This is a genomic window from Shewanella sp. SM71, from assembly GCF_025653905.1.
GTDB classification, from domain to species: Bacteria; Pseudomonadota; Gammaproteobacteria; order Enterobacterales; family Shewanellaceae; genus Shewanella; species Shewanella oncorhynchi.
The window spans coordinates 21,456-46,221 of the sequence record NZ_JAKKRW010000002.1; the positions used below are offsets into that span (position 1 = coordinate 21,456).

General features: G+C 43.7%; 21 protein-coding genes and 1 pseudogene. 11 read left to right on the forward strand and 11 right to left on the reverse strand.

The genetic code is table 11. The annotated features are described in order from the left end of the window. Window positions 1-17 precede the first annotated feature (17 nt). The 4 genes from L5L97_RS02570 (at window position 18) to gcvP (ending at window position 6,015) form a co-directional block, all read left to right on the forward strand. Window positions 18-1,241, forward strand: a complete 1,224-nt coding sequence (locus tag L5L97_RS02570; protein WP_263181906.1) for an FAD-dependent monooxygenase — start codon at window positions 18-20, stop codon at window positions 1,239-1,241. A 253-nt stretch (window positions 1,242-1,494) separates the two neighbouring features. Further along, window positions 1,495-2,589: a glycine cleavage system aminomethyltransferase GcvT gene (gene gcvT / locus L5L97_RS02575; protein WP_263181911.1), complete on the forward strand. Its 1,095-nt coding sequence runs from the start codon at window positions 1,495-1,497 to the stop codon at window positions 2,587-2,589. Between the two features lie 25 nt (window positions 2,590-2,614). After that, window positions 2,615-3,004, forward strand: a complete 390-nt coding sequence (gcvH, locus tag L5L97_RS02580; RefSeq protein ID WP_011845766.1) for a glycine cleavage system protein GcvH — start codon at window positions 2,615-2,617, stop codon at window positions 3,002-3,004. A 122-nt stretch (window positions 3,005-3,126) separates the two neighbouring features. Further along, window positions 3,127-6,015 (forward strand): aminomethyl-transferring glycine dehydrogenase, encoded by a 2,889-nt coding sequence (gene gcvP / locus L5L97_RS02585; RefSeq protein WP_263181913.1) that lies wholly within the window; start codon window positions 3,127-3,129, stop codon window positions 6,013-6,015. 311 nt (window positions 6,016-6,326) lie between these two features. Here gcvP and L5L97_RS02590 read toward each other — a convergent pair whose 3' ends face one another. From L5L97_RS02590 to L5L97_RS02605, 4 genes are all read right to left on the reverse strand, one after another. Then, window positions 6,327-8,441, reverse strand: coding sequence for a hypothetical protein (locus tag L5L97_RS02590; RefSeq protein ID WP_263181914.1), 2,115 nt, complete (start codon window positions 8,439-8,441; stop codon window positions 6,327-6,329). Beyond that, the gene (locus tag L5L97_RS02595; RefSeq protein WP_263181915.1) at window positions 8,431-8,883 is read right to left on the reverse strand and encodes a hypothetical protein; all 453 of its coding nucleotides are present in this window, start codon (window positions 8,881-8,883) and stop codon (window positions 8,431-8,433) included. The genes L5L97_RS02590 and L5L97_RS02595 overlap by 11 nt, the downstream gene beginning before the upstream one ends. Then, the gene (locus L5L97_RS02600) at window positions 8,883-9,800 is read right to left on the reverse strand and encodes a hypothetical protein (RefSeq protein ID WP_263181916.1); all 918 of its coding nucleotides are present in this window, start codon (window positions 9,798-9,800) and stop codon (window positions 8,883-8,885) included. The genes L5L97_RS02595 and L5L97_RS02600 overlap by 1 nt, the downstream gene beginning before the upstream one ends. A 173-nt stretch (window positions 9,801-9,973) precedes the next feature. Continuing rightward, entirely contained in the window at window positions 9,974-10,888 is a 915-nt protein-coding gene (locus tag L5L97_RS02605; protein ID WP_263181918.1) for a nuclease-related domain-containing protein, read from the reverse strand. 351 nt (window positions 10,889-11,239) lie between these two features. Here L5L97_RS02605 and L5L97_RS02610 point away from each other — a divergent pair, with 351 nt between their 5' ends. Further along, window positions 11,240-12,055, forward strand: coding sequence for a substrate-binding periplasmic protein (locus L5L97_RS02610; RefSeq protein ID WP_263181919.1), 816 nt, complete (start codon window positions 11,240-11,242; stop codon window positions 12,053-12,055). Window positions 12,056-12,115: 60 nt separating this feature from the next. On the opposite strand, the pseudogene L5L97_RS02615 reads toward L5L97_RS02610, so the two are convergent. After that, window positions 12,116-12,184, reverse strand: a pseudogene (locus L5L97_RS02615) (DUF3297 domain-containing protein); the annotation flags it as partial. A gap of 238 nt (window positions 12,185-12,422) precedes the next feature. On the opposite strand from L5L97_RS02615, the gene thrS reads away from it, so the two are divergent. Further along, a complete protein-coding gene (gene thrS / locus L5L97_RS02620; protein WP_263182007.1) occupies window positions 12,423-13,661 on the forward strand; it encodes a threonine--tRNA ligase in 1,239 nt (412 codons plus the stop codon). 189 nt (window positions 13,662-13,850) lie between these two features. Here thrS and L5L97_RS02625 read toward each other — a convergent pair whose 3' ends face one another. The 3 genes from L5L97_RS02625 to L5L97_RS02635 all read right to left on the reverse strand — a co-directional run bounded on the left by L5L97_RS02625 (window position 13,851) and on the right by L5L97_RS02635 (window position 15,787). Continuing rightward, entirely contained in the window at window positions 13,851-14,381 is a 531-nt protein-coding gene (locus L5L97_RS02625) for an SMI1/KNR4 family protein (protein ID WP_173496734.1), read from the reverse strand. Between the two features lie 385 nt (window positions 14,382-14,766). Further along, complete coding sequence (locus tag L5L97_RS02630) at window positions 14,767-15,012, reverse strand: DUF3297 family protein (protein ID WP_006080205.1); 246 nt, start codon at window positions 15,010-15,012, stop codon at window positions 14,767-14,769. 151 nt (window positions 15,013-15,163) lie between these two features. Further along, the gene (locus L5L97_RS02635; RefSeq protein ID WP_212599698.1) at window positions 15,164-15,787 is read right to left on the reverse strand and encodes a short chain dehydrogenase; all 624 of its coding nucleotides are present in this window, start codon (window positions 15,785-15,787) and stop codon (window positions 15,164-15,166) included. Window positions 15,788-15,886: 99 nt separating this feature from the next. Here L5L97_RS02635 and L5L97_RS02640 point away from each other — a divergent pair, with 99 nt between their 5' ends. Together L5L97_RS02640 and L5L97_RS02645 are read left to right on the forward strand one after the other, a co-directional pair. Further along, window positions 15,887-16,774 (forward strand): LysR family transcriptional regulator, encoded by an 888-nt coding sequence (locus tag L5L97_RS02640; RefSeq protein WP_263181921.1) that lies wholly within the window; start codon window positions 15,887-15,889, stop codon window positions 16,772-16,774. Window positions 16,775-17,204: 430 nt separating this feature from the next. After that, the gene (locus L5L97_RS02645; RefSeq protein WP_173496738.1) at window positions 17,205-17,621 is read left to right on the forward strand and encodes a ribosome recycling factor family protein; all 417 of its coding nucleotides are present in this window, start codon (window positions 17,205-17,207) and stop codon (window positions 17,619-17,621) included. 31 nt (window positions 17,622-17,652) lie between these two features. Here L5L97_RS02645 and L5L97_RS02650 read toward each other — a convergent pair whose 3' ends face one another. Then, entirely contained in the window at window positions 17,653-17,832 is a 180-nt protein-coding gene (locus L5L97_RS02650; protein WP_263181923.1) for a DUF6435 family protein, read from the reverse strand. Window positions 17,833-18,032: 200 nt separating this feature from the next. After that, on the reverse strand, window positions 18,033-19,697 hold the full coding sequence (locus L5L97_RS02655) for a methyl-accepting chemotaxis protein (RefSeq protein ID WP_263146578.1): 1,665 nt from the start codon (window positions 19,695-19,697) through the stop codon (window positions 18,033-18,035). Between the two features lie 285 nt (window positions 19,698-19,982). On the opposite strand from L5L97_RS02655, the gene L5L97_RS02660 reads away from it, so the two are divergent. Then, window positions 19,983-20,213, forward strand: coding sequence for a hypothetical protein (locus L5L97_RS02660; RefSeq protein ID WP_113939077.1), 231 nt, complete (start codon window positions 19,983-19,985; stop codon window positions 20,211-20,213). 258 nt (window positions 20,214-20,471) lie between these two features. Further along, on the forward strand, window positions 20,472-22,661 hold the full coding sequence (locus tag L5L97_RS02665; protein ID WP_263181925.1) for an OsmC domain/YcaO domain-containing protein: 2,190 nt from the start codon (window positions 20,472-20,474) through the stop codon (window positions 22,659-22,661). Window positions 22,662-22,821: 160 nt separating this feature from the next. Here the strand turns inward: L5L97_RS02665 and L5L97_RS02670 are convergent, their stop codons facing one another. Continuing rightward, window positions 22,822-23,730, reverse strand: a complete 909-nt coding sequence (locus L5L97_RS02670; RefSeq protein ID WP_263181927.1) for a GGDEF domain-containing protein — start codon at window positions 23,728-23,730, stop codon at window positions 22,822-22,824. A 398-nt stretch (window positions 23,731-24,128) separates the two neighbouring features. On the opposite strand from L5L97_RS02670, the gene L5L97_RS02675 reads away from it, so the two are divergent. After that, the gene (locus L5L97_RS02675) at window positions 24,129-24,599 is read left to right on the forward strand and encodes a cupin domain-containing protein (RefSeq protein ID WP_113939074.1); all 471 of its coding nucleotides are present in this window, start codon (window positions 24,129-24,131) and stop codon (window positions 24,597-24,599) included. Window positions 24,600-24,766: the final 167 nt, after the last annotated feature.

Below are 24,766 nucleotides of genomic sequence, written 5' to 3' on the forward strand. Positions count from 1 at the left end.
GCGAAAAGGATGTACCCATGTTAAGTTCACAAGCCTATGACATCGCCATTGTGGGTGGCGGCATGGTGGGACTCGCCACCGCGATTGGATTGGCGCAGGCCGATCTGAATGTCGTCGTTATCGATGCGGGCCACACTGAGGCCGTGAGCGGCGAGCCGCGTTTACGGGTGAGCGCCATCAATAAGGCGAGCCAGCGCTTGTTAGAAAACTTAGGGGCATGGGCTTATTTAGACACTTCCCGCGCCACGCCTTATCAAAAAATGGCGGTGTGGGATAAAGACGGTTTCGGTAAAATTGCCTTTGATGCCAACAGCATCAGCGAAACCAGTCTCGGCGCGATTATCGAAAACGATGCCATTAGCTTTGCCCTCGCCAAACGCGCCAGTGAGTTTGACAATATCACCCATATTCAAAACCAACGCATAGAGCGCATTGCTTTTGGTGAGCGCGAAGCTTGGTTGACCCTTGCCAATGGCGTCGATTCTGAAATAGAAAGTGTCAGTGCCGCACTTGTGATAGCCGCCGATGGCGCCAACTCTTGGGTGCGCGAGCAATGCAAGATCCCGCTGACCTTTTGGGATTACGGCCACCACGCAATCGTCGCAACTATTCGTACCGAAATGCCACACCTTGCCACCGCCCGCCAAGTGTTTTTGCAGGACGGCCCGTTAGCATTTTTACCTCTGTATGAAGACAATCTCTGCTCTATCGTCTGGTCGGTGCCGCCCGAGCGTGCCACTGAGTTATTGGCAATGGATAAAGTGCAATTTGAGCGCAACTTAACCGCGGCTTTCGACGGTCGTTTGGGGATCTGTCAGCTTGAAAGCGAGCGCCAAGCCTTCCCATTACGGATGCGTTACGCCCGCCATTTTGCCCGTCACCGTTTAGTATTAGCAGGCGATGCTGCCCATACTATTCATCCGCTGGCTGGCCAAGGGGTGAACCTCGGCTTTTTAGATGCGGCCAGCATTATCGAAGTGATCAGCGAATTACAGCAAGCGGGTAAAGATATCGGCGATTATGCGCAGCTGCGTGCACTTGAACGTTGGCGCAAAGCCGATGCAATGGAGATGATCGCGGCGATGGAGGGCTTTAAACGCCTATTTGAAGGTTCAAACCCAGTCAAAAAGGTGATTCGCGATCTGGGATTAAATCTCGTTGATAATGTCGCTGGGCTGAAAACAGTGTTCATACAACAGGCCATGGGCAATAAGTCGGCACTGCCTAAGTTGTGCCGTTAGCCTAGGTTGCGCTAATGTGAACTTAATCGCTCAAAATATCAGCGCATTGGTACTATAGTGCGCAAATCTGGCCTTCGCATGTAAAAAAATTACATGTTGAAGATGAGAAAATCTAATGGCAATGGCTTCGGATTAGAAAAATCTCCTGTATACAAATTTGTGACGCAAGGTATAATTTCGCCGCATTTTAGACCCTAGTATCTACACCCTACACTAGGCAGAGACCTGAAAAAGGCCGCAAAAAGGGATAACAATGGCTAACAAAACTATTCTGTTTAACAAGCACTTAGAATCAAACGCTAAGATGGTCGACTTCCACGGTTGGGATATGCCCCTCAACTATGGTTCACAAATCGAAGAACACAACGCTGTGCGTCAAGACGCGGGTATGTTCGACGTATCCCACATGACTGTGGTTGATGTGATAGGTAGCGACGCTGGTGCATTTCTACGTAAGTTGCTGGCGAACGATGTGGCTAGACTTAAAGTGCCAGGTAAAGCCTTATACAGCGGCATGTTAGATGACAATGCCGGTATCATCGACGACCTCATCACTTATTACCTCACTGACACTAACTACCGCGTGGTAGTGAACTCAGCGACCCGCGAAAAAGATCTCGCTTGGATCGCCAAGCAATCCCAAGGTTTTGATGTCACTGTGACTGAGCGTCCTGAGCTGGCGATGATTGCCGTTCAAGGTCCTAACGCAAAAGCGAAAGCCGCTGCCGTGTTCAGTGCCGAGCAAAACGCCGCCATCGAAGGCATGAAACCTTTCTTCGGTAAGCAAGCTGGCTCACTGTTTATTGCGACTACGGGTTACACAGGCGAAGCGGGCTACGAAATTATCGTCCCAGAAGATGAAGCTCAAGCCTTGTGGCAAGCATTGTTAGATCAAGGGGTTAAACCTTGTGGTCTCGGTGCCCGTGACACGCTGCGTCTCGAAGCTGGTATGAATCTTTACGGCTTAGACATGGACGAGACCATCAACCCATTGGCCGCCAACATGGGCTGGACTATTGCATGGGAACCAAACGACCGTGACTTCATCGGCCGTAAAGCCCTCGAAACACTTCGCGATGCCGGAACCAGCAAACTTGTTGGTCTAGTGATGGAAGAAAAGGGCGTGTTACGCCATGATATGCCAGTATTTTTCACCGACACAGCCGGTGTAGAGCAACAAGGCGTGATCACCAGCGGGACTTTCTCGCCAACATTGGGCTATTCTATTGCGATGGCACGTGTTCCTAGCTCGATTGGGGATACTGCGGAAGTCGAAATGCGTAAAAAACGTGTGGCTGTTAGAGTAGTGGCGCCAAACTTTGTGCGCAACGGTAAACAAGCATTTTAAAAAAACGGAACAAGGAACAAGAACAATGAGCAATATTCCGACAGAACTGAAATACGCCTCTTCACACGAATGGATCCGCAAGGAAGAAGACGGTAGCTACACAGTAGGTATCACTGAGCACGCCCAAGAGCTGTTAGGTGACATGGTTTTCGTTGAACTCCCAGAAGTTGGCGACACTGTGACTGCGGGTGAAGACTGTGCTGTAGCTGAATCAGTAAAAGCGGCGTCTGACATTTATGCCCCCATTTCTGGCGAAGTGATTGCCGTGAACGAAGCGCTGGAAGATTCGCCAGAACTCGTTAACAGCAGTGCTTACGGCGAAGGCTGGTTCTTCCGCGTAATGCCTTCTGACGAATCAGAAGTCGACGCTCTGCTGGATGCTGAAGGCTACCAAGCTGTCATCGACGAAGAATAATCGTCGACGCTAACGAAGCCCTAAGGGGCTTCGTTTGTTTTAGCGCAAGATTGACATAACAACAGTCCGTTAATCAGTACCCTACAGTTCTGAATTTCGGCAAATCTGGAACAAGGTTTATCATGACCAAGCAAACCCTCACTCAGTTAGAACAGCACGATTTATTCCTACGTCGTCATATCGGCCCAGATAGCAGCCAACAGCAAGCCATGCTGAACTATGTTGGTGCTGAGTCTCTGGACGATCTGACCGCGCAAATTGTGCCTGAGTCGATCCGTTTAAGCCAAGATCTGAGCATTGGTGATTCCTGCGGCGAAGCCGAAGGAATTGCTTACATTCGTGGTTTAGCGAAACAAAACCAAGTATTTAAGAGCTATATCGGCATGGGTTACTACGGCACTCAAGTGCCAAACGTGATCCTGCGTAACGTATTTGAAAACCCAGGTTGGTACACGGCTTACACGCCATATCAGCCAGAAATCGCCCAAGGCCGTTTAGAAGCCATTCTAAACTTCCAACAAGTGTCGATGGACTTAACGGGTTTAGATTTGGCTTCTGCTTCTTTGTTAGATGAAGCAACTGCTGCTGCCGAAGCGATGGCGCTGGCAAAGCGCGTTTCTAAAGCGAAAAAAGCCAATATCTTCTTCGTTGCCGATGATGTGTTCCCGCAAACCTTAGACGTAGTGAAAACCCGCGCTGAGTGTTTTGGTTTTGAAGTCGTGGTTGGCCCTGCATCTGAGGCCGTTAACCATGAGCTGTTTGGTGCTTTGTTCCAATATACTAACCGTTTCGGTCAAATCACTGACTTCACTGAATTATTCGCAACTCTGCGTGCGAAGAATGTGGTTGTGACTGTCGCCGCCGACATTATGTCCTTGGTATTACTGAAATCACCGGGCGCTATGGGCGCCGATGTGGTATTCGGTAGTGCGCAGCGTTTTGGCGTGCCAATGGGCTTTGGTGGCCCACACGCGGCCTTCTTCGTTGCCCGTGACGAGCACAAACGTTCTATGCCTGGCCGTATCATTGGTGTGTCAAAAGACGCCCGTGGTAACCGCGCACTGCGTATGGCAATGCAAACTCGTGAGCAACATATCCGCCGCGAAAAAGCCAACTCAAACATTTGTACTGCACAAATTCTGTTAGCGAATATGGCGTCTTTCTACGCCGTATTCCACGGCCCAGATGGCCTGAAAACTATCGCGTCACGCATTCACCGTTTCGCCGACATTTTAGCGACAGGCTTAAAAGCGAAGGGCGTGAACTTAGTCAACAGCACTTGGTTTGATACTGTTAGCATCAAAGGCTTAGATGTTGCTGCCGTCAATGCACGCGCACTGGCTGCTGAAATGAATCTACGTTTCGATGCCGATGGTATTGTGGGCGTGAGCTTAGACGAAACCACGTTGCGCACAGATATCGAAGCCCTGTTCGATGTGATTTTAGGTGCCGGCCATGGTTTAGATGTTGCCGCGTTAGACGCGCAAATCGTGAGCCAAGGTAGCCAATCGATTCCGGCGGCACTCGTGCGCCAAGATGCGATTTTAAGCCACCCAACCTTCAATCGCTATCAAAGCGAAACCGAGATGATGCGTTATATCAAACGTCTCGAAAGCAAAGACTTAGCACTTAACTACTCGATGATTTCACTGGGCTCTTGCACCATGAAGTTAAACGCAGCGGTTGAAATGCTCCCTGTGAGCTGGCCAGAATTTGCCAACATGCACCCATTCAGCCCACTGGATCAAGCCAAAGGCTTTACTCAGTTGATTGAAGAGTTGTCGACTTGGTTAGTGAACATCACAGGCTACGACGCTGTGTGTATCCAACCTAACTCTGGCGCTCAAGGTGAATACGCTGGCTTGTTAGCCATCAAGAAATACCATGAGTCACGCGGCGATGCGCACAGAAACATCTGTTTGATCCCGCAATCTGCCCACGGTACTAACCCTGCATCGGCGCAATTAGCCGGTATGCAAGTGGTGGTGACGGCCTGTGACAAGCAAGGTAACGTCGATTTAGAAGATCTGAAGACGAAAGCCGCCGAAGTGGCTGAAAACCTGTCTTGCATCATGATCACTTACCCATCGACCCACGGTGTGTATGAAGAATCTATCCGCGAAATTTGCAACATAGTGCATCAGCACGGCGGTCAAGTGTACTTAGACGGCGCTAACATGAACGCTCAGGTCGGCTTAACGTCTCCTGGCTTTATTGGTGCCGACGTATCACACCTTAACTTGCATAAAACCTTCGCGATTCCACACGGCGGCGGTGGTCCAGGTATGGGCCCTATCGGCGTGAAATCACACTTAGCCCCATTTGTTGCGGGTCACGTTGTGGTGAAACCGGGCCGCGTGAGCGACAACAACGGCGCCGTCTCAGCTGCACCTTACGGTAGCGCTGGCATTCTGCCGATCAGCTGGATGTACATTAAGCTGCTTGGTTCAAAAGGTCTGAAAAAGTCGACCCAAACTGCGCTGTTAAACGCTAACTACGTGATGAAGAAGTTGTCTGAACACTACCCAGTATTGTTCCGTGGCCGTAATGATCGCGTCGCGCACGAATGTATTATCGACCTACGCCCACTGAAAGAAGCCTCAGGCGTGACCGAAATGGATATCGCTAAGCGTTTGAATGACTACGGTTTCCACGCGCCAACCATGAGCTTCCCTGTTGCGGGAACCCTGATGATTGAGCCAACGGAATCAGAGTCTAAGGTGGAACTCGATCGTTTCATCGACGCTATGGTGTCAATCCGTGCCGAAATCGCCAAAGTAGAATCGGGTGAATGGCCAGCGGACAACAACCCGCTGCACAACGCACCGCACACTATGGCCGATATCATGGACCCAGAGTTTGATACGCGTCCATACAGCCGCGAAGTGGCCGTGTTCCCAAGTGCATCAGTGCGCACTAACAAGTTCTGGCCAACCGTGAATCGTATCGATGATGTGTACGGTGATCGTAACTTGATGTGTTCATGCGCACCATTATCAGACTACGAATAAGGGCTGAATAGTACGTTATTCAGTTCTAACGTTTGATGAAAGCGAACCCTTAGCGGTTCGCTTTTTTATTGCCAGCAATTTAGGGTTTAGTTGTGTTTTTGTTGAAGTAGTTTCTGCTGAATTGAATGGTGCGAAATAGCTTTATTGTGGCTTCTGGCTACGGTATTCCCCAATTGCCTGCCGCAGGCTTTAGCACTGTTACACCAGTGACACGCCGTGGATACATCCCTGTAGGCTCTACTAAAACATCCATGTTTTAGAAGGTCACTGGTGCAACAATGCCAGTTCTGGTGTAACCATTAAGTGAAGAGTTATGCCTGTCCTGATATTCTTTGTGGTTCTATCCTAGTAATAATTTTTCTTGGTAGGCGTATAAGTTTAAAACTATTAACATTTAGTCCTAAAACAGAAGCTAAATATGTTTCCTCATTTTCATCAAATGATGCCGCAACAATACTTTGTAAACCTTTTGTAGTTGCTAAGGTGTCAAGCATCCTATTAACGCTTTTCGTGCTCATTGAATGTTGGGCTGGCTCATCAAATAGTAGCAGTCCAAGGTGATTTCCTCCTGTGGCGTTCGAAGCCGTATACAAGGAAATTAAATAAGACCAAATTAATCTTACAAAGTCACTTGCAGAAGAATCTGATTTTATATCTGTGCTGTTATTCTTTGTAGCAACCTCTGTAGGTGTATCAAGACTCTCTCTTAACTCAAGGTCCTTTAAATATGGCAATAGTGTATCTGGTTTTATTTCTATCTCATTAACATCTGCACTACGGTAACCAAATTTTTTTGCTAAATTTTTAAATTCATTTGAAAAGGTGTTGATTTTTAACCAATCACTTTTTGTGACAGTGGTTTTTAATAATTCAGAAATTTTCCCATTTAATATTTTATATCTCTCAGTCATGTTTATGAGTGTATTGATACTGTTTCCAAATTTTTCTTCAATTTTTTCAATTTCTGAAATTCTATTTTCAATAGTAATTTTTTTTCTAATGTCAGCCTCTTTAATACTATTTGTAGATTTTATATCTCTTTTCAAAGAAGTCAGTTCCAACTTATATTTTATGATTTCTCTATTAATTGTTAATAACTGACCTCTATCTGATTCAATGCTAGTTTCTAGGCCTTCAAGGATTGATTTTGTCATTTTCCTTTGGTTATCTAGATGTGTGATATTCTCTTCTAAAGACATTGGCATTGAGATGCTATCAGGTGGTAGTAAAATGTCATCAATTGGATTCATGCATGTATGGCACTTTCCTCTTACGAAGTCTAGTTCTGCCTCATTAGCACCATACCTGACAAGTTTCTCTATTAATTTATTTGAATTTAAATCCTTTTCAATACTATTTAAGCTTTCAATGTATTGTTTTAGTTGTGACTCGTTTATTTTTATTTTGCTACTACACATTCCATTGATTGTTAGTAGCTCGTCTATCCTGTTTTGTACTTTTTCGATATCATGAATTAAATCAGTTGGTTCATCTTGTAATTGGTTTTTTTCAAGTTTAACAATTTTCATGAACTCATCGTTAAGTTCATGTTTAATATCTTTAATTGATTTTGATTCTGATCCTTTTTTCTCACTTACTGTTATTAGCCTAGGGTCAAAATCTATTGATGGTGTTCTATTTAATCCAGATATGGATAAATACTTACTTTCAACAGAGAACTTTAGCTCTGTTACCGTCTCTGACCATTTGTTTATTAGTGTTGAACGTTCAGATTGTAATTCGTTAAGAATCTTTTTATTTCTGAAATTATCTAGATTTAAAATAAAACTGGCCACTTTCTCCCTCATTCCGCTCACTCCAAAATATGGAATATTCGCAATGTAATCTGTCCAGCCTCTTTTTTGCTCTACTATTAGCGCAGCAAAAATTGACTGTAAATAAAGTTTAGTTTCTTTTCCTTTGTTATCAATTAAACTTGGTAACTCTAATCCAAGAAATTTCTCTAAATAAGCAAAAAATCCATGTTCAGCATCTTGAGCAGAACCCGCATCATGTAAGAATGTATACCTACTTTTAAGATTATTTAGTGAAGGACTGGTTAAATATGCGCCTTCAATGATTTGAATCAGCTTAGTATTGGCATCTTCTGATTTTATGGCTCGCTTTAATGTAATTGTTTTACCAAATTTATTCTCTATCTCTAGATATACAGTTGAGCTTAAAATTCGTTTTTCTTTTCCATCTAAATCGAATCTTTCTTTTAAAGCGTATGGTAAGGCTGTATTTCCTTTTGAGCCTATTATCTCTTCCATACCAAGGCTATATATTAATGAGTTTACAAGTGTACTCTTACCTGATGAGTTATCACCTCTTATTATATTTAGGCCTGAGTTAAACTCTATAATATAGCCATAATTTTGACTGTCAGGGTCAGTTAGTTTTACATATAACTTATTAAACTTCATCTACCCACCTCTTCGCTGCTTGCGTAACCATAGTTTCAGTTATTTTTTTATCTATTTTTTTTAGTATGTTAAATTCATTATCAAATAAATTTATAAGATCAGAGCCGGAAATAAATGATTCTGATTTTGATGTTAGCTTATAATTCCCATTTTGCAGTCTGCAGAGAAGATCTTCAGATATTGCATAGTTTAGTGCCATATTTAACGATGGGTCTATCCCCCATACACCAAGCAATAATTCTTTCTCCTCAGCAGAACGGAGTAATATTTGTAAGCGTTGTGACTCTAACATTGCCCAGTTAAATAAGTGTAGTTTTAGGAGACTTGCTTTTCCTCCGCTACAACAAATCTTAAGTATTAAGAGTATTTTTCCTACTTTGTACATCGGTCTTAGTTCTGGTAGCACAGCAGTTTTTTTTCGAGAAAATAATAGTTTGCTCATTACTCAATCCTCATTGGACATTCAGCTATCCATCTTGCTATCATATGTTTAGTAATTGATACAAGATCTTCATGAGATATAGCTGATATGTGTGGTTCTTTAGAGAATCTATCCAATAATTTATCTTCTACCCATTGAACTAATTTTTGAGGGTTATCTTCCCAAGTCATAGATGACTCTTCTACATCATCTTCAAAATTATTAACTAATTTAGCAATTTTCTCATACAGCTCTGGTGATTGATTAAAAATTTTTCTTAATATTTCATATCCTTCTAGATAGTTCTTTTTAGTAATATCATTAAGGCGATGATGATTAGTAGGTTTGTATTCTTTGTTTATAATACTTCTTATTTTGTTTTTGTTGTGAATATTGTCATCATAAACAGTACCTAATTTTGGTTCAGATATTTCTTCACCATTAAAATCTGAAAAACTAAGTTGTTCCCCATTAATTACTTGTAAATTTCTTATATCATGAATATAAAAACCAAGATCTTTTATAAGAATCTTAAAGTCATCAGCGATAATATCAAGGTTCGCAGATTTTACTTCAGACTCCTTGGTTCGAGCATGAGCATAAATATCATGCTTAGCTATTCTAGGTGTGATAAATACCCATTGAGAAATTTTTGTATCACCAATATGTTTGCGTAAATCTTCTTGATTTGAAAGCAGTTTCCCAATATCCTTAGTTATCTTATCTCGTTGTTTTTCATGTAATGTTTTTGTGTCATAGTTTTCATCTGGACAATAGCATTGGATTACAATTCCTTCATCGAGAACGAAACCTTCTATTCCAAGATCACCTGGTGAGGCAATCATGTCTTGATAAGAGTCGTACCTCTTTTTATAAATAACCTGAATCAGACTTTCCCATTTGTCTCCATCTAATGGACCAATATCAGTTTGAAACATATACTTTTAATCCTGTAATTATTATTTTGCAGTGTCATTTCACTGTTAAGTCTTTAGTACCGTCAAAGTTAAATATAAATTATACCAAGCTTCTATTAGTTAAAGTTTCATCGTTTTCCAATTTAATTTTCCTTCATAGAGTAAGTGGAATAAACGTGAGCATTTCATTTTAATTATTTCCCTACCTCGCTTTTACTCAGGCATCTTTGGGCGACTTGGTAGATGATGGTGTCTACTTGTTGCTGGGTAAGTGCTTGGGTTCTGAGTGTTGGGATGGTGCCGACTAATTGTTTGTGGTTGAGGATCGGAAACGGCGGTTTTGATTGACTTGTGACAAACCAGCCGGGGAATACGAGTACTGGGGTTGATGTTACTGGTGTTCCTGTGGCTTTGGTTAACCATTGGCTGACCCACTTGGCTTGGCGTTCGGCTTGTTCGATTGGTTTGGTTTCTGTCCATGAGGGGAAGTTTAATCGCCCGTCTTTATAAAATACTTGATAACCTTTTTTATCAGAACCAGAGCCATTGCCATTGGTTTGGAGTAGGTCTTTGTTCCGTTTATGGCGGCCTTTGGTTTCAATGGCAAATACGCCATTTTTGCCTACCACAAGATGGTCGATATTAAAGCCGTCGGCTTGGACATCGTGAAACACTTGATAACCCAAGGCTTGTAGGCCGATAAGTTCATTGGCTGTGGCGATTTCTGCTGTATGCCCTAGGCGTAATTTGGTGAGCTTTGAAAAGTTTTTCCATGTTTTAAAGCCGCAATAGGTTAAGCCCATTAATGCTGTGATGCTTAATAACCAAGGGAATTTTCCGACTGTGATATGCGCTTGGATGCTGCTGGCGGCAAATGGAAGGCAAACAATCAATAGTCCCATCATCATGCAGCCGATTAAATCTAATTGCAGATCATGGATTTGCTCTTGTAAGCCATAGGCGGGGATACGGGTCAGTTGCTCACGATCAACGGGCAGCTTGACGGTTGTATCGCGATGTTTGAGCAACACATACATCACACCCACTGTGACAAGAAGGCCAGACAGAAGTATCCCGTAGGATAAAAGAATGCTGCTGAAATCGGTCATTTACGTCCCTGAAGTAATGCGAGTCAATAGTTAACCCGATGACATAACCCGCTAATAAAATGTACTTATTATTTTGGAAAGTGGTGGCAGACTTGTCTGCTTAGAGTTTGGGCGCACATTGCTGATTTGCTTCTTCTTCCCTAAATGGCGTGCTCGATGATTGAGTTCGAGTTTGCCCTGCATTTTCCTGAGTGGTCACACTTTTTACTTTGTGGTCACACTTTAACCCGCTCTATACGGTTTAATCAATGCGCTTTATCACAATTACAGGCTGGGCCTATGTTTTATGCACTTTAGTTTTCGATTTTTTGAGTTATGCTAAATGCAATATATAAATTTGCGGGCATCTCTATGTATTTTAAAAGTATCCTTGTTTCGTTGCCTTCTGTTTACGCAATTCTGTGTGTGCTTGGTTGTGGTTTTTTCTCGGACATCATTGTCGCCGCTGAGGTGCAATCGGCTACTTTTTCTAACGTGTTGCGTGCCGATTTTCGGCATCGTCCTCCTGAGATGGTGCTTGATGAGCGAACTAATACTATGACGAGTCCGTTAAAGGATATTCTTGAGGAAGCGGCGGCTAAGGTCGGTTATCGCGTCGAATGGAGCGCGCGTCCTTTTGCTCGCAGCATTCATGAGTTGCGGGTAGGCACGGTCGACATTGTGCCGCGCACGATACGAGACGAAGAGCGAGAGGCATTTGTACGGTTTCTTGGTCCTATCGGCACTCAGACTCGCGATATTTTGTTTCTCGTAAAAGCTGGCGAGGAAGGACGGATTAAGTCCTATGAGGATTTGTATCAGCTTACTGTAGGGGTTAAACGGGGCACAGTTTATTTTGAGCGTTTTAATACGGATCCCGCGCTTCGTAAAATTGAGTCTACCGATGATGAAAACATGGCTCGCATGTTTATCATGGGGCGTTTTGACACTATGGTGGTGCTCGATCGTGCCGCCATTGAGAATGCCTTCAAGCAGCTCGGTTACGATCGTTTTAGCTATGCCGATTACCGTCAGTCGAATCGGATCGAACATTATTTTGGTATGTCCCGTAACTCTACCCATGCTGCTATTTTCGATGAACTTAATCAGGCGCTGCTTGATATGGCTGCATCGGGCCGTGTAAAACAGATTTACCAGGCCTATGGTTTAGCCGCAGAAGTAGAATAGGCAAACAAAAACGGCCAATCAGATTGGCCGTTGTTATGATCTCGCTCTTTGCGCTAAAGCTTAACGATAAAAGGCTTCAACTGTGCCTTTTACTGTGAGCAAAAGAGGTTGGCCGCGACGGTCTAATAATTCATTATGGATGGCCATTTATTTTGTCTTTATTTTGTCTGCCATTTATTTTTTTTATAAACAAAATGCTTGCTGCGATAGGGATGATTTGTTATTACTGGCGCATGAAAAAAATATACGTAAGCGCAATTAACACCACCACTACCACCACGAGAATTCTCGGGGGGTAGTTTTTTGCGTCTTTAAAAAAACCCTCTGAGCGAAATCGCCAGAGGGTTTTTTTATACCTTGGTTTTGTATTTCGCTCAGATTTTACTCAGATTTTACTCAGGAGAGAATGATGAAAACACATCGCGAAATTGCAGAACAACTTGACCTATTTCACTCTGAACCACAGGCGCCGGGCATGATTTTTTGGCACCCTAATGGCTGGGCATTATTTCGAGATATTCAAGAGCACATGAGGCGCGTGTACCGTAGAAATGGTTTTGAAGAGGTGAACACGCCTGTTTTTATGAAGAAGGAGTTATGGCAAACGTCTGGGCATATGGACATGTTTGCAGAGAACATGTTTTTCGGTGGCGGAAAGGAAAACATCGATGAATATGTTTTAAAACCCATGTCTTGTCCTGCCCATATTTTGCTGTTTAAGCGCGGAGTACATAGCCATAGAGATTTGCCTCTGCGGCTATTTGAGTTTGGCTTGGTGCACCGTAATGAATCCTCCGGTTCGTTAAATGGTTGCCTGCGCGCACGCCAGTTCACTCAGGATGATGCCCATGTTTTTTGCTGTTGGTCTCAGGCAGAGGAGGAGATACGTGGTTTTCTCCAGCGTGCAAAGCAGGTTTATGGTGATTACGGCTACCATAATTTAGACGTAAAAATATCGACTAAACCTGAGAAGGCATTAGGCAGCGATGAGCAATGGTGCCGAGCACAAAAGCTATTGGATTCAGCCTGCCAGATTGAGGGCTTTGATGCTGAGTATCAAGCTGGTGAAGGGGCTTTTTATGGTCCCAAAATTGAACTGTCACTGACAGATTCTATGGGAAGACGCTGGCAGTGTGGCACTATCCAGTTTGATTTTAATTTGCCTGAAAGATTCGATGTTCAGTACACAAATGAGCAAGGTGAATTCGAACGGCCAGTGATTATGCACCAAGCTATGTATGGCTCTATCGAGCGTTGGTTGGGGATTCTCTTGGAAGTCTCACAGGGTAACCTTCCTGTTTGGTTACATCCTGTACCTGTTGCTATTGCCTCTGTAAATGAGTCAAACAGCCAATTTGTCCGTCAGTTAGCCGCACTATGTTTAGCACGAGACATGCGAGTGTTGGTTGATATCAGTCAAAACTCAGTTGCCCGCAAAATGAAACGCTTTCACAAGCAAAAAGTGCCTTATATCTTAACGGTTGGGGATAAAGAAGAGGCCGAGAAGTGTGTGTCAGTTAAGTGCCGCAAAGACGGTGTGATGACTCATATCCCTCTTGCTGAATTAGCTGACTATCTTGCGGATAAACTAGTGCGCAAACAATAACCTAAGGAAGACTGTGTTTGTTATCTAAGGCTAGCTAGGGTTCCCACGGCTAGCCTTTACTCATTTTATGATCCGGCTCTTTGCGCTAAGGCTTAACGATAAAAGGCTTCAACTGTGCCTTTTACTGTGAGTAGCAGTGGTTGGCCGTGGCGGTCCATGATTTATTGCGGATGACCATTTATTTTTTGTTTAAATTTTTTCAAAGGTAACATTTTTAGGAGGAAAACTATTAGGTAATGATCCTGATCTTATTTTTCTTAACAATAAACCAGTCAATAGAGAGGTTATATTTTCATCAAAATATTCTACATCTGGCGATCTAGATGCGATTATTGCAGTGCCCCATGTCTCACTGTCTTTTAGATCGGAAACAACCCAAAATATGCAATCACCATTATCCGTTACGCCTATTGGTAAAAGGCCATTAATTTCTGGATAGAGGTTATATTTAAAATACTCTGGGTCTTCATTATTAAGGTAATTGAAATCCTCAATGATTGATTTCTTCTGCTCAAAAAAATCAAGGTCACAATTCGTAGTAAATGGATTGAATATCGCTATAAAATCGGCAATTCTTCCTGTGCCATAACGATTAATAAACGCAATGTAATCCCTGGGAAAACTAAGACCTTCATCTATAGAAGGCCAAACTTTACCAATCCCAGATTCATTAGGGAAGTTAGGGGGAGTTAAAATGCTATTTAATACTGATAGGGTCATGATCTACATTCCACGAGGATTAAGAAGAGCAATGCTTTCAAAGAAACCATCACTATCTTGAGCATTTACTGTTATACCTGCCGATATTCTGGAAGGACCTTTATATATTGGAGTTACCGAGACATCAACTATTTCTCCTCTCTCTAACGCTTTCTCTAGCGAATCCCCAAATAAACTTGATGATATTCAAATAAGTAGGCATGCATAATGCTATTTGATTTAATCCATTTCGCCAAAAATCGACTAAATAGCTGTTCCGAATAGTAGGCCAGTACACTGGTGCAGTTTCAGCAAGTAGTATTGAGTTAGTATCACTTGCTGCTGGGCAAACAAAAACGGCCAATTAGATTGGCCGTTGTTATGATCCTGCTCTTTGCGCTAAAGCTTAACGATAAAAGGCTTCAACTGTGCCTTTTACTGTGAGCAAAAGAGGTTGGCCGCGACGGTCTAAGGATTTGCTTGGCACTTTTACCCAACCTTCACTGATGCAATATTCTTCGACATCAAAACGCTCTTTGCCGTTGAGCTTAATACCGATATCGTGCTCGAAAATTTCTGCCACATGGTGTGGGCTGCGTGGGTTAACGGAAAGGCGATCCGGTAAAGCAGGTAATGATGTTGTGTCGGTCATGGTCGTGATCTGTCGTTGTCTATAGTGAAAAAGCGTGCGCTATTGTAGGCAATCCCAGCGCAACGCTCAAGACTTTAACAGTGACTGATTACGCGCCTTGCGTTACAAGGTTAGGTTGTCCTGTTAGGACACTGCTGTTAGGACACTGCTGTTAAGACACTGTGCCGCAGCTGGAAAAGGCTTTCAGCACTCGGCCGTTTTCTCTGCCCATGACTGAGCGCAAATAAACCTTGGCTAATATGTCGGCATTGATTGCACTAAAACCGGGAAAATAGTCCTGATAGCTCGCTAATGACTCGCTTAATACCGTTGGGCTGACAATGTTTATCCGCTGCTGCGCAGGTAATTCACCCGCGACGGCGGTAACAAAATGCTCAAGTGCGCCATTGATTGTGGCGGCACTGATGCCATCTTTTACTGGGACATCGGCAATAATGCCACTGGTCAGTGTAAAACTGCCCCCAGCGTTGAGGTATTGGCTACCTATTTGCACTAACTGTATTTGCCCCAATAACTTACTTTGGAGCCCTGTATACCAGTCTGCTTGAGTCATAGCGTTAAAGGGTTTAAACACGACATCACCCATGGCCGAAATCATTGCATCGACTTTACCGATTTTTTCTAGCCCTTGATGGAGTGAATGTTCATCCCGAATGTCTATCAGGACATCCCCCGTTGTTCGCCCTACCTGAATAACTTCATGCTGAGTTGAATGAAATAAGCGGACTATGGCTTGTCCGATTGTGCCTGATGCACCCACTACGACTATTTTCATGACATGCTCCTAAATTGAATACGAATTGAGGATAGTCTGGTTAATTAAATAGAAAAAGCGCATATAATCACTACATTGTTTCGTTAATAGGCTTAATTGATGAATCTCACTCATCTGCAGTCATTTATGCTGGTTGCCAAAATGCACAGTTTTAGCGCTGCGTCTGAACAACTCGGCGCATCTAAAGGCTTAGTGTCGCGCCATGTTAAATCCCTTGAAGATGAAATGGGTTGTCAATTACTCCACCGAACCACGCGGCGAGTATCAATGACCGAAGCAGGGCAAGCGTTATATGGTAAAGCCTGCGAAATCGAGAGGCTGGCCAATGAAGCTGGACGTTTAGTGCAGGATTTAACGCAGGACTCCTGTGGCACTTTAAAATTCACAGCTCCAACGGAACTGGGCAAAAAATTGCTGAGTCCTATGCTGCTTCAGTTTATTGCTGCGTATCCTCAAGTGAAACTCGAACTGTGTTTTGAGCAGAATGTTCAAGATGTTGAGTTCGGTAAGTTTGATCTCGCCTTAAGAACAAGCATTGCGCACAGCGATAATCTGATCGCCAGATATCTTGGCAGAATTCGTCATGTCTTAGTGGTTTCGCCCGCACATTCCGCAGCCGCAGAAGTTCGTCACCCTGATGATTTACGCCATTATCGTCTATTGTCTTCGGGCGAAACACAGTGGGTGTTTGAACCACTCGCGGGGGACAGTCTCACGCTCACTTTTGAGCCTGCACTGTGCAGTTCAAACTATGCCACTACACATCTTCTTACTTTGAGTGGTACAGGTATCGCTAGCCTGCCTTATTATTTGGTAGAGGAGGATATCGCTCAGCACAAACTCACTTTGCTCGTTCCCCAATGGCAATGCTATCCACATGAGTTGTATATGGTTTATGCCAAGCAGAGCCATTACCCAAAGAAGCTGCGCGATTTACAACATAAGCTACAAACTTGGTGCGAAACTCACTCAAAATATGTGGGTTAATGAGTCATACCAATCACATTAAATATCTAATCAGTTCAGAGCCTCACAGGCATTTCAATCCAAGGCGCATTGACGCAGAAATGGTCATTCCCTTTTAAGTCAATGCAACACGGGAGTGGGATGCCTGTGAGGCTCCCGAAGGGCGGGTTTCAACACGCTTTATACTGCGTTTAAGGCTTTCGACAGAGCACCACTATGCCTTCAAGCCTTCGCCTTGTCTAAAGCGCGTTGAACTCCCGCTGAATGAACAGATATTTAATACGATTGGTATCAAAGCGTCATCGCATCAAATCTTATCCGGCAGGGGGCGGAGCTTTTAGAATAAAGTGAGTCAGAGTACACTGCCGTGCATTGAATTTTTGTATTTGAATGTAAAGTCGAGCAGGCTTTTCCCATGCAGGCATAAAAGAGCGGCGATGAACCAAGCGTTATGAACGACGACATTAGTATCTCGCTGCCCTCGCTGATTCATCGAATTGGGCGGGAGGCGGTTAAACAAGCTCAAGCGATTGCAGCTCAATATGATTGCGAGCTTAAGCGTGTGCGGCGTTCGAGAAATTGGTGCATGGTTGGCGCGGCGATCAAGATCCAATCCTGCTGTGCGCATTTACAAAGTGAGCCATTGCTGGCGCAGCAGTTAACAGCTAAAGATGGCCAGTTTGGTTATCTTATCAAAAAGTTGGAGTCAGCCTTGCTGCAACATGCGGACAAACTTGAACCATTAGACGCTAAGCTGATTCGGCTTATCACAGACAATCCTGCGATTACCTTAGGTGAGTTGATGCAATTGACTCAATGCACAGTCACAGAGGCCAGATTGGCACGTTTTCAAGCTGACTCTTGGTAGTTTGTCTGCTGAGTGTTTTTGCTTTGAAGGTTTATTTATGGCTTGTTGTTTCTAACACTTTTATTTGATTTTCGATTTGCTCGGCTTCAGCGGTCAGCATTGAGTAGGATTTAATATCGCCTTTTCTCTGGGCATGCATAGCTTGTTCAAGCTTGGCGTTATATTGCTGAGTTAATTTTTTTAAGGGATTTTTCTTAAATATTGAGAACATGGCCATTTCTATTGGATTGGGTATTTGGACTTATATACGTAGGCAATGGGATTTAAGTTTTACTTTTTGAAATTAAAAAATCCCACAATCCTTCAATTCCACTGCCATCGGCCTCAGCAAGGCTGAGACCTTATCTTACATTTTCAGCAAACCAATGGGTTGCTATGTCTTATCTAGCTTGCAACCCATTGAAAATATTTTTAAATCTTAAACTGACCGACGAGCTTACCTAAGTTAATACCTTCCTGCGACACGGTCTGGCTGACTCTGGCAGCATCTTCGCTGGAATGGAGTAACTCATTCACAATCTCTTGGATGGCGAACACATTACGGTTGATTTCTTCGGTTACAGAGCTTTGTTCCGTGGCCGCCGTCGCAATTTGGGTGCTCATGTCGTTAATGGCCGTGACCGCCGATGTCACTGAACCAAGGCTTTCAGAAATTGCACGGGAAGAGTCTACCGAGCGCACGCAGCTTTGCTGACTTTCTTCCATCGTTTTTACTGCCAATGCGACAAGCTTGTGCAGTTCAGATAGCATCTCATTGATTTCTAAAGTGCTTGATTGCGTTCGGCTCGCTAAGTTACGCACTTCATCGGCCACCACGGCAAAGCCTCGGCCCTGTTCTCCGGCGCGGGCAGCTTCGATGGCGGCATTTAATGCCAATAGGTTAGTTTGCTCAGCAATACCGCCAATCACTGACAGCACGTTGTTGATTTTTTTAGACTGTTCGCTCAAGGATTGAATGCTGCCCGCCGCATTGTTGATTTGCGCCATGAGTGCCGAAATTTCTTCTAAAGAAGCATCGACGCAGCGTTGGGCATTGGCTACATCGCCAGTGGCAGCGTGAGTCGCTTCAGCCACTTGCGTGGTATTTTGCGCTACTTCGCTGGCGGTGGCTGACATTTCAGTGATGGCGGTAACCACTTGATCAGTTTCATTGTTATGACTGATGAGTTGGCTCGACATGACTTTGGTTTGATCGTGAATCGCGTTGGCGGCGGTTTTAACTTTAGCCGTCGCGTTTGCCACATCGCCTATGATGGTTTGGAGTTTATCGACAAACAGGTTAAAGGATTGACCTAGTTGTGCAATTTCATCTTCACCTTTAACAATAAGACGTTTGGTTAAATCGCCTTCGCCTTTAGCGATATCGTTTAAGTTATTCGCCATATTTTTAATGGGCGCGACCATACGTTGGGCAGTGATCAGAATAACAGCGACAGTAATCGCGGCGAGTAACAGCGCAATTAACAGAATGGCATAGGATTTTTCGATCATCTGCTCAGTGACCGTCGCACGATAATCCTCAACGACAGTGTCGATATCATCGATATAGACTCCCGTGCCTAGCATCCAGTCAGTGCCAGGGATCATCATGGAGTAACCGATTTTTTCAATTTGCTCATTGGTATTGGGTTTTTGAAAGTAGAACGAGAAGTTACCGTCCCCTTTTTTAGCGGCATCGAGTAAACCGACAATGATTTTAGTGCCGCGGGGATCTGTCATATCAATTTTATTTTGCCCTTCGAGGTTGGGCATGACGGCATGGAACAGGTTTTTACCTTGGGAGTCGTAAATAAAGAAGTAACCAGAACTGCCAAAACGGATATCACGTAGCGCTTGGTTTACATTGCCATTTTCTTTTAAAGACAACTGATACTGCACTATTCCTGCGGCAATTTCGGTGGCTTCTTTTATTTGTGTTTTACGTTCACCGATGAGCTTAGTTCTAAAGGTCGTCACTTCATCTGCAAGGGCGTCTTTTTCGACATAGTAAGAAACTGTCATGAGTACGAACAAGGTAAAAATTAAAGGGAATAACGACAACAGCAGTAATTTATTACGTAGGCTGAAATTAGACATGCTTGACGACTCCATGATGAACATCTCTTTTATTGCAGGGCAGTATAGCTAATTTCCCGCATTCTTAAGTGTTTAAGTTAACAAAAATGTAATGGAAATCGATAAAATGCGCGCTGTTGATTTATTCCAAAATTGTTAACTATGCTGTGAATCTAGGCCTTTCTTTTGATCTTTATCAACACTATATGGGCCCAATGAGTTCACTATATTAGCTAAAATTGATGCAAAATTAGCTAGAGCTGGTGCAGCCTGGTGTAGATAGTGGCGAACAGTAAGGGCAGGGTTGTGACGAATGAAAAGTTGATCCTAACGCTGAAAATCTGCATTACTGTAGGCATTTGTCTTATTGCGTTGGGCATCTACTTACATAACTTTAATGAAACTGTTGAGGCGATGGGCGTGCAAGGGATTATTATCAGCGCTATGTGTGTCGCCTTTGGCATGGCCTTGTCATTACCGACTAAGATGTATTTAACCTTTCTGTTGGTTAAGCGAGAAACTGAAAAACATCCATAATGTGTTTTTGCGCAGAGTGTTACTCTGCGACTCATTGGTTTCCTCGCCTTCTTGAAACTCAATCTAAGTACTCGCTTAACCCTGCTATTCAAACCGTCAAGCTCAGCCGTAAATGGCCTGATTATGGTTTTTAACATAATTAACCCAAGACTAATGGGCCAAAAACACCGATAATTCACCCTTAATGACTCATTACCAATGACGCGACTTGGTCGATGGGCTGCTACAGACTCGCATATTTAGTGGAAATCATATTCAATGGAAATCAAAGTTAATTTTCTCGACAATCTTAGACTTGAAGCCAAGTTTGATGATTTTACCGTGACCGCCGATCAGCCAATCCGCTACAAAGGTGATGGTTCTGCCCCTAGTCCGTTTGACTATTTCTTAGCGTCGTCAGCCCTGTGTGCGGCCTATTTCGTGAAGGTATATTGCAAAGCCCGTGATATTCCAACGGATAACATTAGACTGTCGCAGAACAATATTGTCGATCCAGAAGATCGCTACAACCAGATTTTCCAAATTCAAGTTGAGTTACCCGAAGATATTTCGGAGAAAGATCGCGAAGGTATTTTGCGCTCGATTGACCGTTGTACCGTTAAAAAAGTGGTGCAAACTGGCCCAGAATTTAAAATTGAAACCGTTGAGAACCTAGATTCAGACGCCAATGCCATGTTGATGGGTCAGCCTAATGGCGCATCGAGCACCTTTATTCTGGGTAAAGATCTGCCGCTGGAGCAAACCATTGCCAATATGACGGGCATGCTCGCCGATCTTGGAATGAAGATAGAGATCTCATCATGGCGTAACATAGTGCCGAACGTGTGGTCACTGCACATTCGTGACGCCGCTTCGCCAATGTGTTTCACCAATGGTAAAGGCGCGACCAAAGAAAGCGCGCTGTGCTCGGCACTCGGCGAGTTTATTGAGCGTCTGAATAACAACTTTTTCTATAATGATCAATTCTTTGGTACCGAAATCGCCAATAGCGAATTTGTGCATTATCCCAATGAAAAGTGGTTTGCGTTAGAGGAAGACGATGCGCTGCCAGCGGGTATTCTCGATGACTATTGCTTAGAGATTTATAACCCAGACGACGAGCTGTGCGGCTCGCACTTGATTGATACTAATTCGGGCAATATTAAGCGCGGTATCTGTGCGATTCCTTATACTCGTAAATCTGACGGTGAAACGGTTTACTTCCCGTCGAACCTGATTGAAAACTTGTTCTTAAGCAATGGCATGAGTGCGGGTAATAACCTGCAAGAAGCCCATGTGCAGTGCTTATCAGAGATTTTTGAGCGCGCTGTAAAACGCCAAATCATTGAGCAAGAAATTGTCCTGCCCGATGTGCCCATGTCTGTACTAGAAAAGTACCCAAGCATCCTCGCAGGCATTAACGGCTTAGAAGAGCAAGGTTTCCCGGTTGTGGTCAAAGATGCCTCACTCGGCGGCCAGTTCCCTGTGATGTGCGTCACCCTGATGAACCCGAAAACGGGTGGCGTATTTGCCTCCTTTGGCGCGCACCCAAGCTTTGAAGTGGCGTTAGAGCGCAGCCTAACTGAATTGCTGCAAGGCCGTAGCTTTGAAGGCTTAAACGATGTGCCAAAACCGACCTTTAACAGCATGGCGGTCAGCGAGCCAGAAAACTTTGTTGAGCACTTTATTGATTCAACAGGAGTGATTTCATGGCGCTTCTTTAGCAGTAAATTTGATTATGAATTCTGCGAATGGGATTTTTCTGGCACCAGCGAAGAAGAAGCCGACGGCCTGTTTGGGATCTTAGAAGCGTTAGGTAAAGAGGTGTATATCGCCGAGTTTACCGATTTAGGCGCATCGGCGTGTCGTATTTTAGTTCCTGATTATTCTGAGATTTATCCAGTTGATGACTTGATTTGGGATAACACCAATAAGGCGCTGGCGTACCGTGAAGATATCTTAAATCTACATTCGTTAAGCACTAAGCAATTGGCTAATTTGGTCAACCGTTTAGAAGAAAGCCAACTCGATAACTACACGGATATTCGCACCTTAATCGGCATTGTATTTGATGAAAATACCGTGTGGGGAAAACTGACGATTATTGAGCTTAAGATCCTGATTTATTTGGCACTCGGTGCACACGAAGACGCGATTGAGCTGGTCGGTGAGTTCCTACAGTTTAACGACAATACCGTTAAACGTGGCCTGTTCTACCAAGCCATGAATGCTGTGCTGGAAGTGACCTTAGATGAAGAGTTAGAACTTGATGATTTTATCCATAACTTCAACCGTATGTTCGGTAAAGAAGTGATGGACAACGTCGTTGGCTCAATCACAGGTAAAGTGCGTTTTTATGGTTTAACTAAGACCAGCATGCAGCTCGAAGGCATTGAGCCGCATTTAAGATTGATTGAAAGCTATAAGAAGCTGCATCAAGCCCGTAAAGCTGCGAAAAACCTGAATTAATTCTGTTATTTGGCATTAGCTTAATGTGTTTAAAAGCGAACCTTTTGGTTCGCTTTTTTGTTTGTTGCTCTTTTGATTCTCGCTTCTTATGAGCACTTGTGGCTATCACTTATTAAGGACGCTTGTTATTGCTATGTGTGGTTTGAAATGTTCAGCCCGCTTAGGCTGTATTTGATATAACTCGATTTTTGCCGTTACGTTTAGCTTGATACAAGGCGGCATCAGCCCGCTTAAGCGTTTCTTCATAGGACTTATCCAATGGTTCGATAGAAGCGACTCCAATGCTTACGGTAGCAAACAAGCCATTGACCGCATATTTTTGCAGCTCAGTGTAAAAGCAATCGCAGAGGTATTCTGCAAATTCAACCGCTTGCGAATGCTCTACCCCAGGTAGGGCAATCACAAATTCATCGCCACCAAAACGATACGCGCTATCGGTTTTTCTAAATTGAGTTCGGCAGGTTTCGGCAACCGCGATGATGATTTGATCGCCAGCATAATGACCCAACTGATCATTGATGGACTTTAAATGGTCTAAATCGAGGATCAAGATTGAGGTGGGAATACGGTGGCGCTGAAATATATCGAATTGAAAGGTTAAATCACGTTCTAAGCGGCGACGGTTATACAGCCCTGTCAGCTGATCGGTATCGCTTAGCTGACGTAGTTGCAGTTCAAGCTCATGCCGTTTGGAAATATTACTGGCGACCCAAAGCACCACAGGCTCATTATCAACCAGAAAGTCTAGTGCTTGAATGCGTCCCTCAAACCAAATGGGTTGTTCAGGGCCTATATCGGGTAAGCCTTTGACATCTTTATTGCTCAATTCATATTCTTCGATCAGTAATTTTCGGCTGGTTAATGCACTTTCGATAACCTGTAAAAAGTAATTGAGTTTGTCAGCCTTTAACACATCGCTAAGATACAAGCCGATTAGACCACTACCATCGTGGTAATAACGGTCATCTTTACCACCGAAGACGGCAATGTATTTACCACTTTTTGACAGAACAAAAGTAGGATCAGGAAGTGCATCAAGGACTAAAGCCATTTCTTCTATTTTGATCATCGATTAAAATCCCTGTGGAAAATCACCCAACCTTAAGTCCGCGTGTCCAAGTTATCATAGATAAACTACTCTTTGGCGCTTTAGCCGCGAATGCATCCTGCGAACTCATTACAATTTAGCCGCTTTTGTGGGTAACAACAAACCATAACAATATGCCGTACAATTTATTTGTCGTCGCGATTTTACCAAGGCATCAGAGCGTTCGATGGCGCAGAGTTGTATCCCTGTTGAGGCTTAAAACCTAAGTCCTGCGATCGTATCGAGTCAGTCGTGATGTCTTGAACTTTAGCGTTTGTGCTTATGTTCAAAAAGCTTCATTGCGGTGTTTAGTGGACAGATGATTTTCGAGTAGAATCTAGGGCCTTAATTGTGGTTTTAATTTTACACAGGGATTTATAATGCATACTGCAGATGATTTTATTGAACATTTAGCGCTAGAGCAGCATGTTGAAGGCGGTTATTACCGCTCATCCTATCGTTCAGAAACGGTATTTGATCAGACTCGGGCATTATGGAGCAGTATCTATTTTTTGCTGCGTACGGGAGAGGTTTCCCATTTCCATCGTCTGACAGCTGATGAAATGTGGTATTTCCATGCGGGGCAATCGCTGACGATTTACATGATTGATCCTGATGGGGTGCTCACGACGGCGCAATTAGGGCTTAATTTAGCTGCGGGCGAGCGGCCACAGTTTTTAGTCCCTAAGGGCTGTATCTTTGGTTCAGCCATGAATCAAGATGGTTTTTCATTAGTGGGCTGCATGGTATCGCCTGGTTTTACCTTTGATGATTTTGAGCTGTTTAGCCAACAAACTTTGTTAGCCCAATATCCACAGCATAGTGACATCATCCAACGTCTGAGCCGTTAGGGGGGGGCTAAAGTCAGTTAAATTTAGCTAGTTGATTTGTTAAATGGTAACTTGGTTGGCATTGCCTCATTCGGCAAAACCAAGGTCGCTCTGAGTCATTAAATTTGACTCAATAGTAAGATATCCCCGCGACAAGGCTTGTCTATTGGCGTTTAACCACGTAAAAC

Excerpts from the sequence above, each read along its gene's own strand:
- L5L97_RS02570 (WP_263181906.1), top strand. The coding sequence starts at position 18 with ATGTTAAGTTCACAAGCCTATGACATCGCCATTGTGGGTGGCGGCATG.
- gcvT (WP_263181911.1), top strand. The coding sequence starts at position 1,495 with ATGGCTAACAAAACTATTCTGTTTAACAAGCACTTAGAATCAAACGCT.
- gcvH (WP_011845766.1), top strand. The coding sequence starts at position 2,615 with ATGAGCAATATTCCGACAGAACTGAAATACGCCTCTTCACACGAATGG.
- gcvP (WP_263181913.1), top strand. The coding sequence starts at position 3,127 with ATGACCAAGCAAACCCTCACTCAGTTAGAACAGCACGATTTATTCCTA.
- L5L97_RS02590 (WP_263181914.1), bottom strand. The coding sequence starts at position 8,441 with ATGAAGTTTAATAAGTTATATGTAAAACTAACTGACCCTGACAGTCAA.
- L5L97_RS02595 (WP_263181915.1), bottom strand. The coding sequence starts at position 8,883 with ATGAGCAAACTATTATTTTCTCGAAAAAAAACTGCTGTGCTACCAGAA.
- L5L97_RS02600 (WP_263181916.1), bottom strand. The coding sequence starts at position 9,800 with ATGTTTCAAACTGATATTGGTCCATTAGATGGAGACAAATGGGAAAGT.
- L5L97_RS02605 (WP_263181918.1), bottom strand. The coding sequence starts at position 10,888 with ATGACCGATTTCAGCAGCATTCTTTTATCCTACGGGATACTTCTGTCT.
- L5L97_RS02610 (WP_263181919.1), top strand. The coding sequence starts at position 11,240 with ATGTATTTTAAAAGTATCCTTGTTTCGTTGCCTTCTGTTTACGCAATT.
- L5L97_RS02625 (WP_173496734.1), bottom strand. The coding sequence starts at position 14,381 with ATGACCCTATCAGTATTAAATAGCATTTTAACTCCCCCTAACTTCCCT.
- L5L97_RS02630 (WP_006080205.1), bottom strand. The coding sequence starts at position 15,012 with ATGACCGACACAACATCATTACCTGCTTTACCGGATCGCCTTTCCGTT.
- L5L97_RS02635 (WP_212599698.1), bottom strand. The coding sequence starts at position 15,787 with ATGAAAATAGTCGTAGTGGGTGCATCAGGCACAATCGGACAAGCCATA.
- L5L97_RS02640 (WP_263181921.1), top strand. The coding sequence starts at position 15,887 with ATGAATCTCACTCATCTGCAGTCATTTATGCTGGTTGCCAAAATGCAC.
- L5L97_RS02645 (WP_173496738.1), top strand. The coding sequence starts at position 17,205 with ATGAACGACGACATTAGTATCTCGCTGCCCTCGCTGATTCATCGAATT.
- L5L97_RS02650 (WP_263181923.1), bottom strand. The coding sequence starts at position 17,832 with ATGTTCTCAATATTTAAGAAAAATCCCTTAAAAAAATTAACTCAGCAA.
- L5L97_RS02655 (WP_263146578.1), bottom strand. The coding sequence starts at position 19,697 with ATGTCTAATTTCAGCCTACGTAATAAATTACTGCTGTTGTCGTTATTC.
- L5L97_RS02665 (WP_263181925.1), top strand. The coding sequence starts at position 20,472 with ATGGAAATCAAAGTTAATTTTCTCGACAATCTTAGACTTGAAGCCAAG.
- L5L97_RS02670 (WP_263181927.1), bottom strand. The coding sequence starts at position 23,730 with ATGATCAAAATAGAAGAAATGGCTTTAGTCCTTGATGCACTTCCTGAT.
- L5L97_RS02675 (WP_113939074.1), top strand. The coding sequence starts at position 24,129 with ATGCATACTGCAGATGATTTTATTGAACATTTAGCGCTAGAGCAGCAT.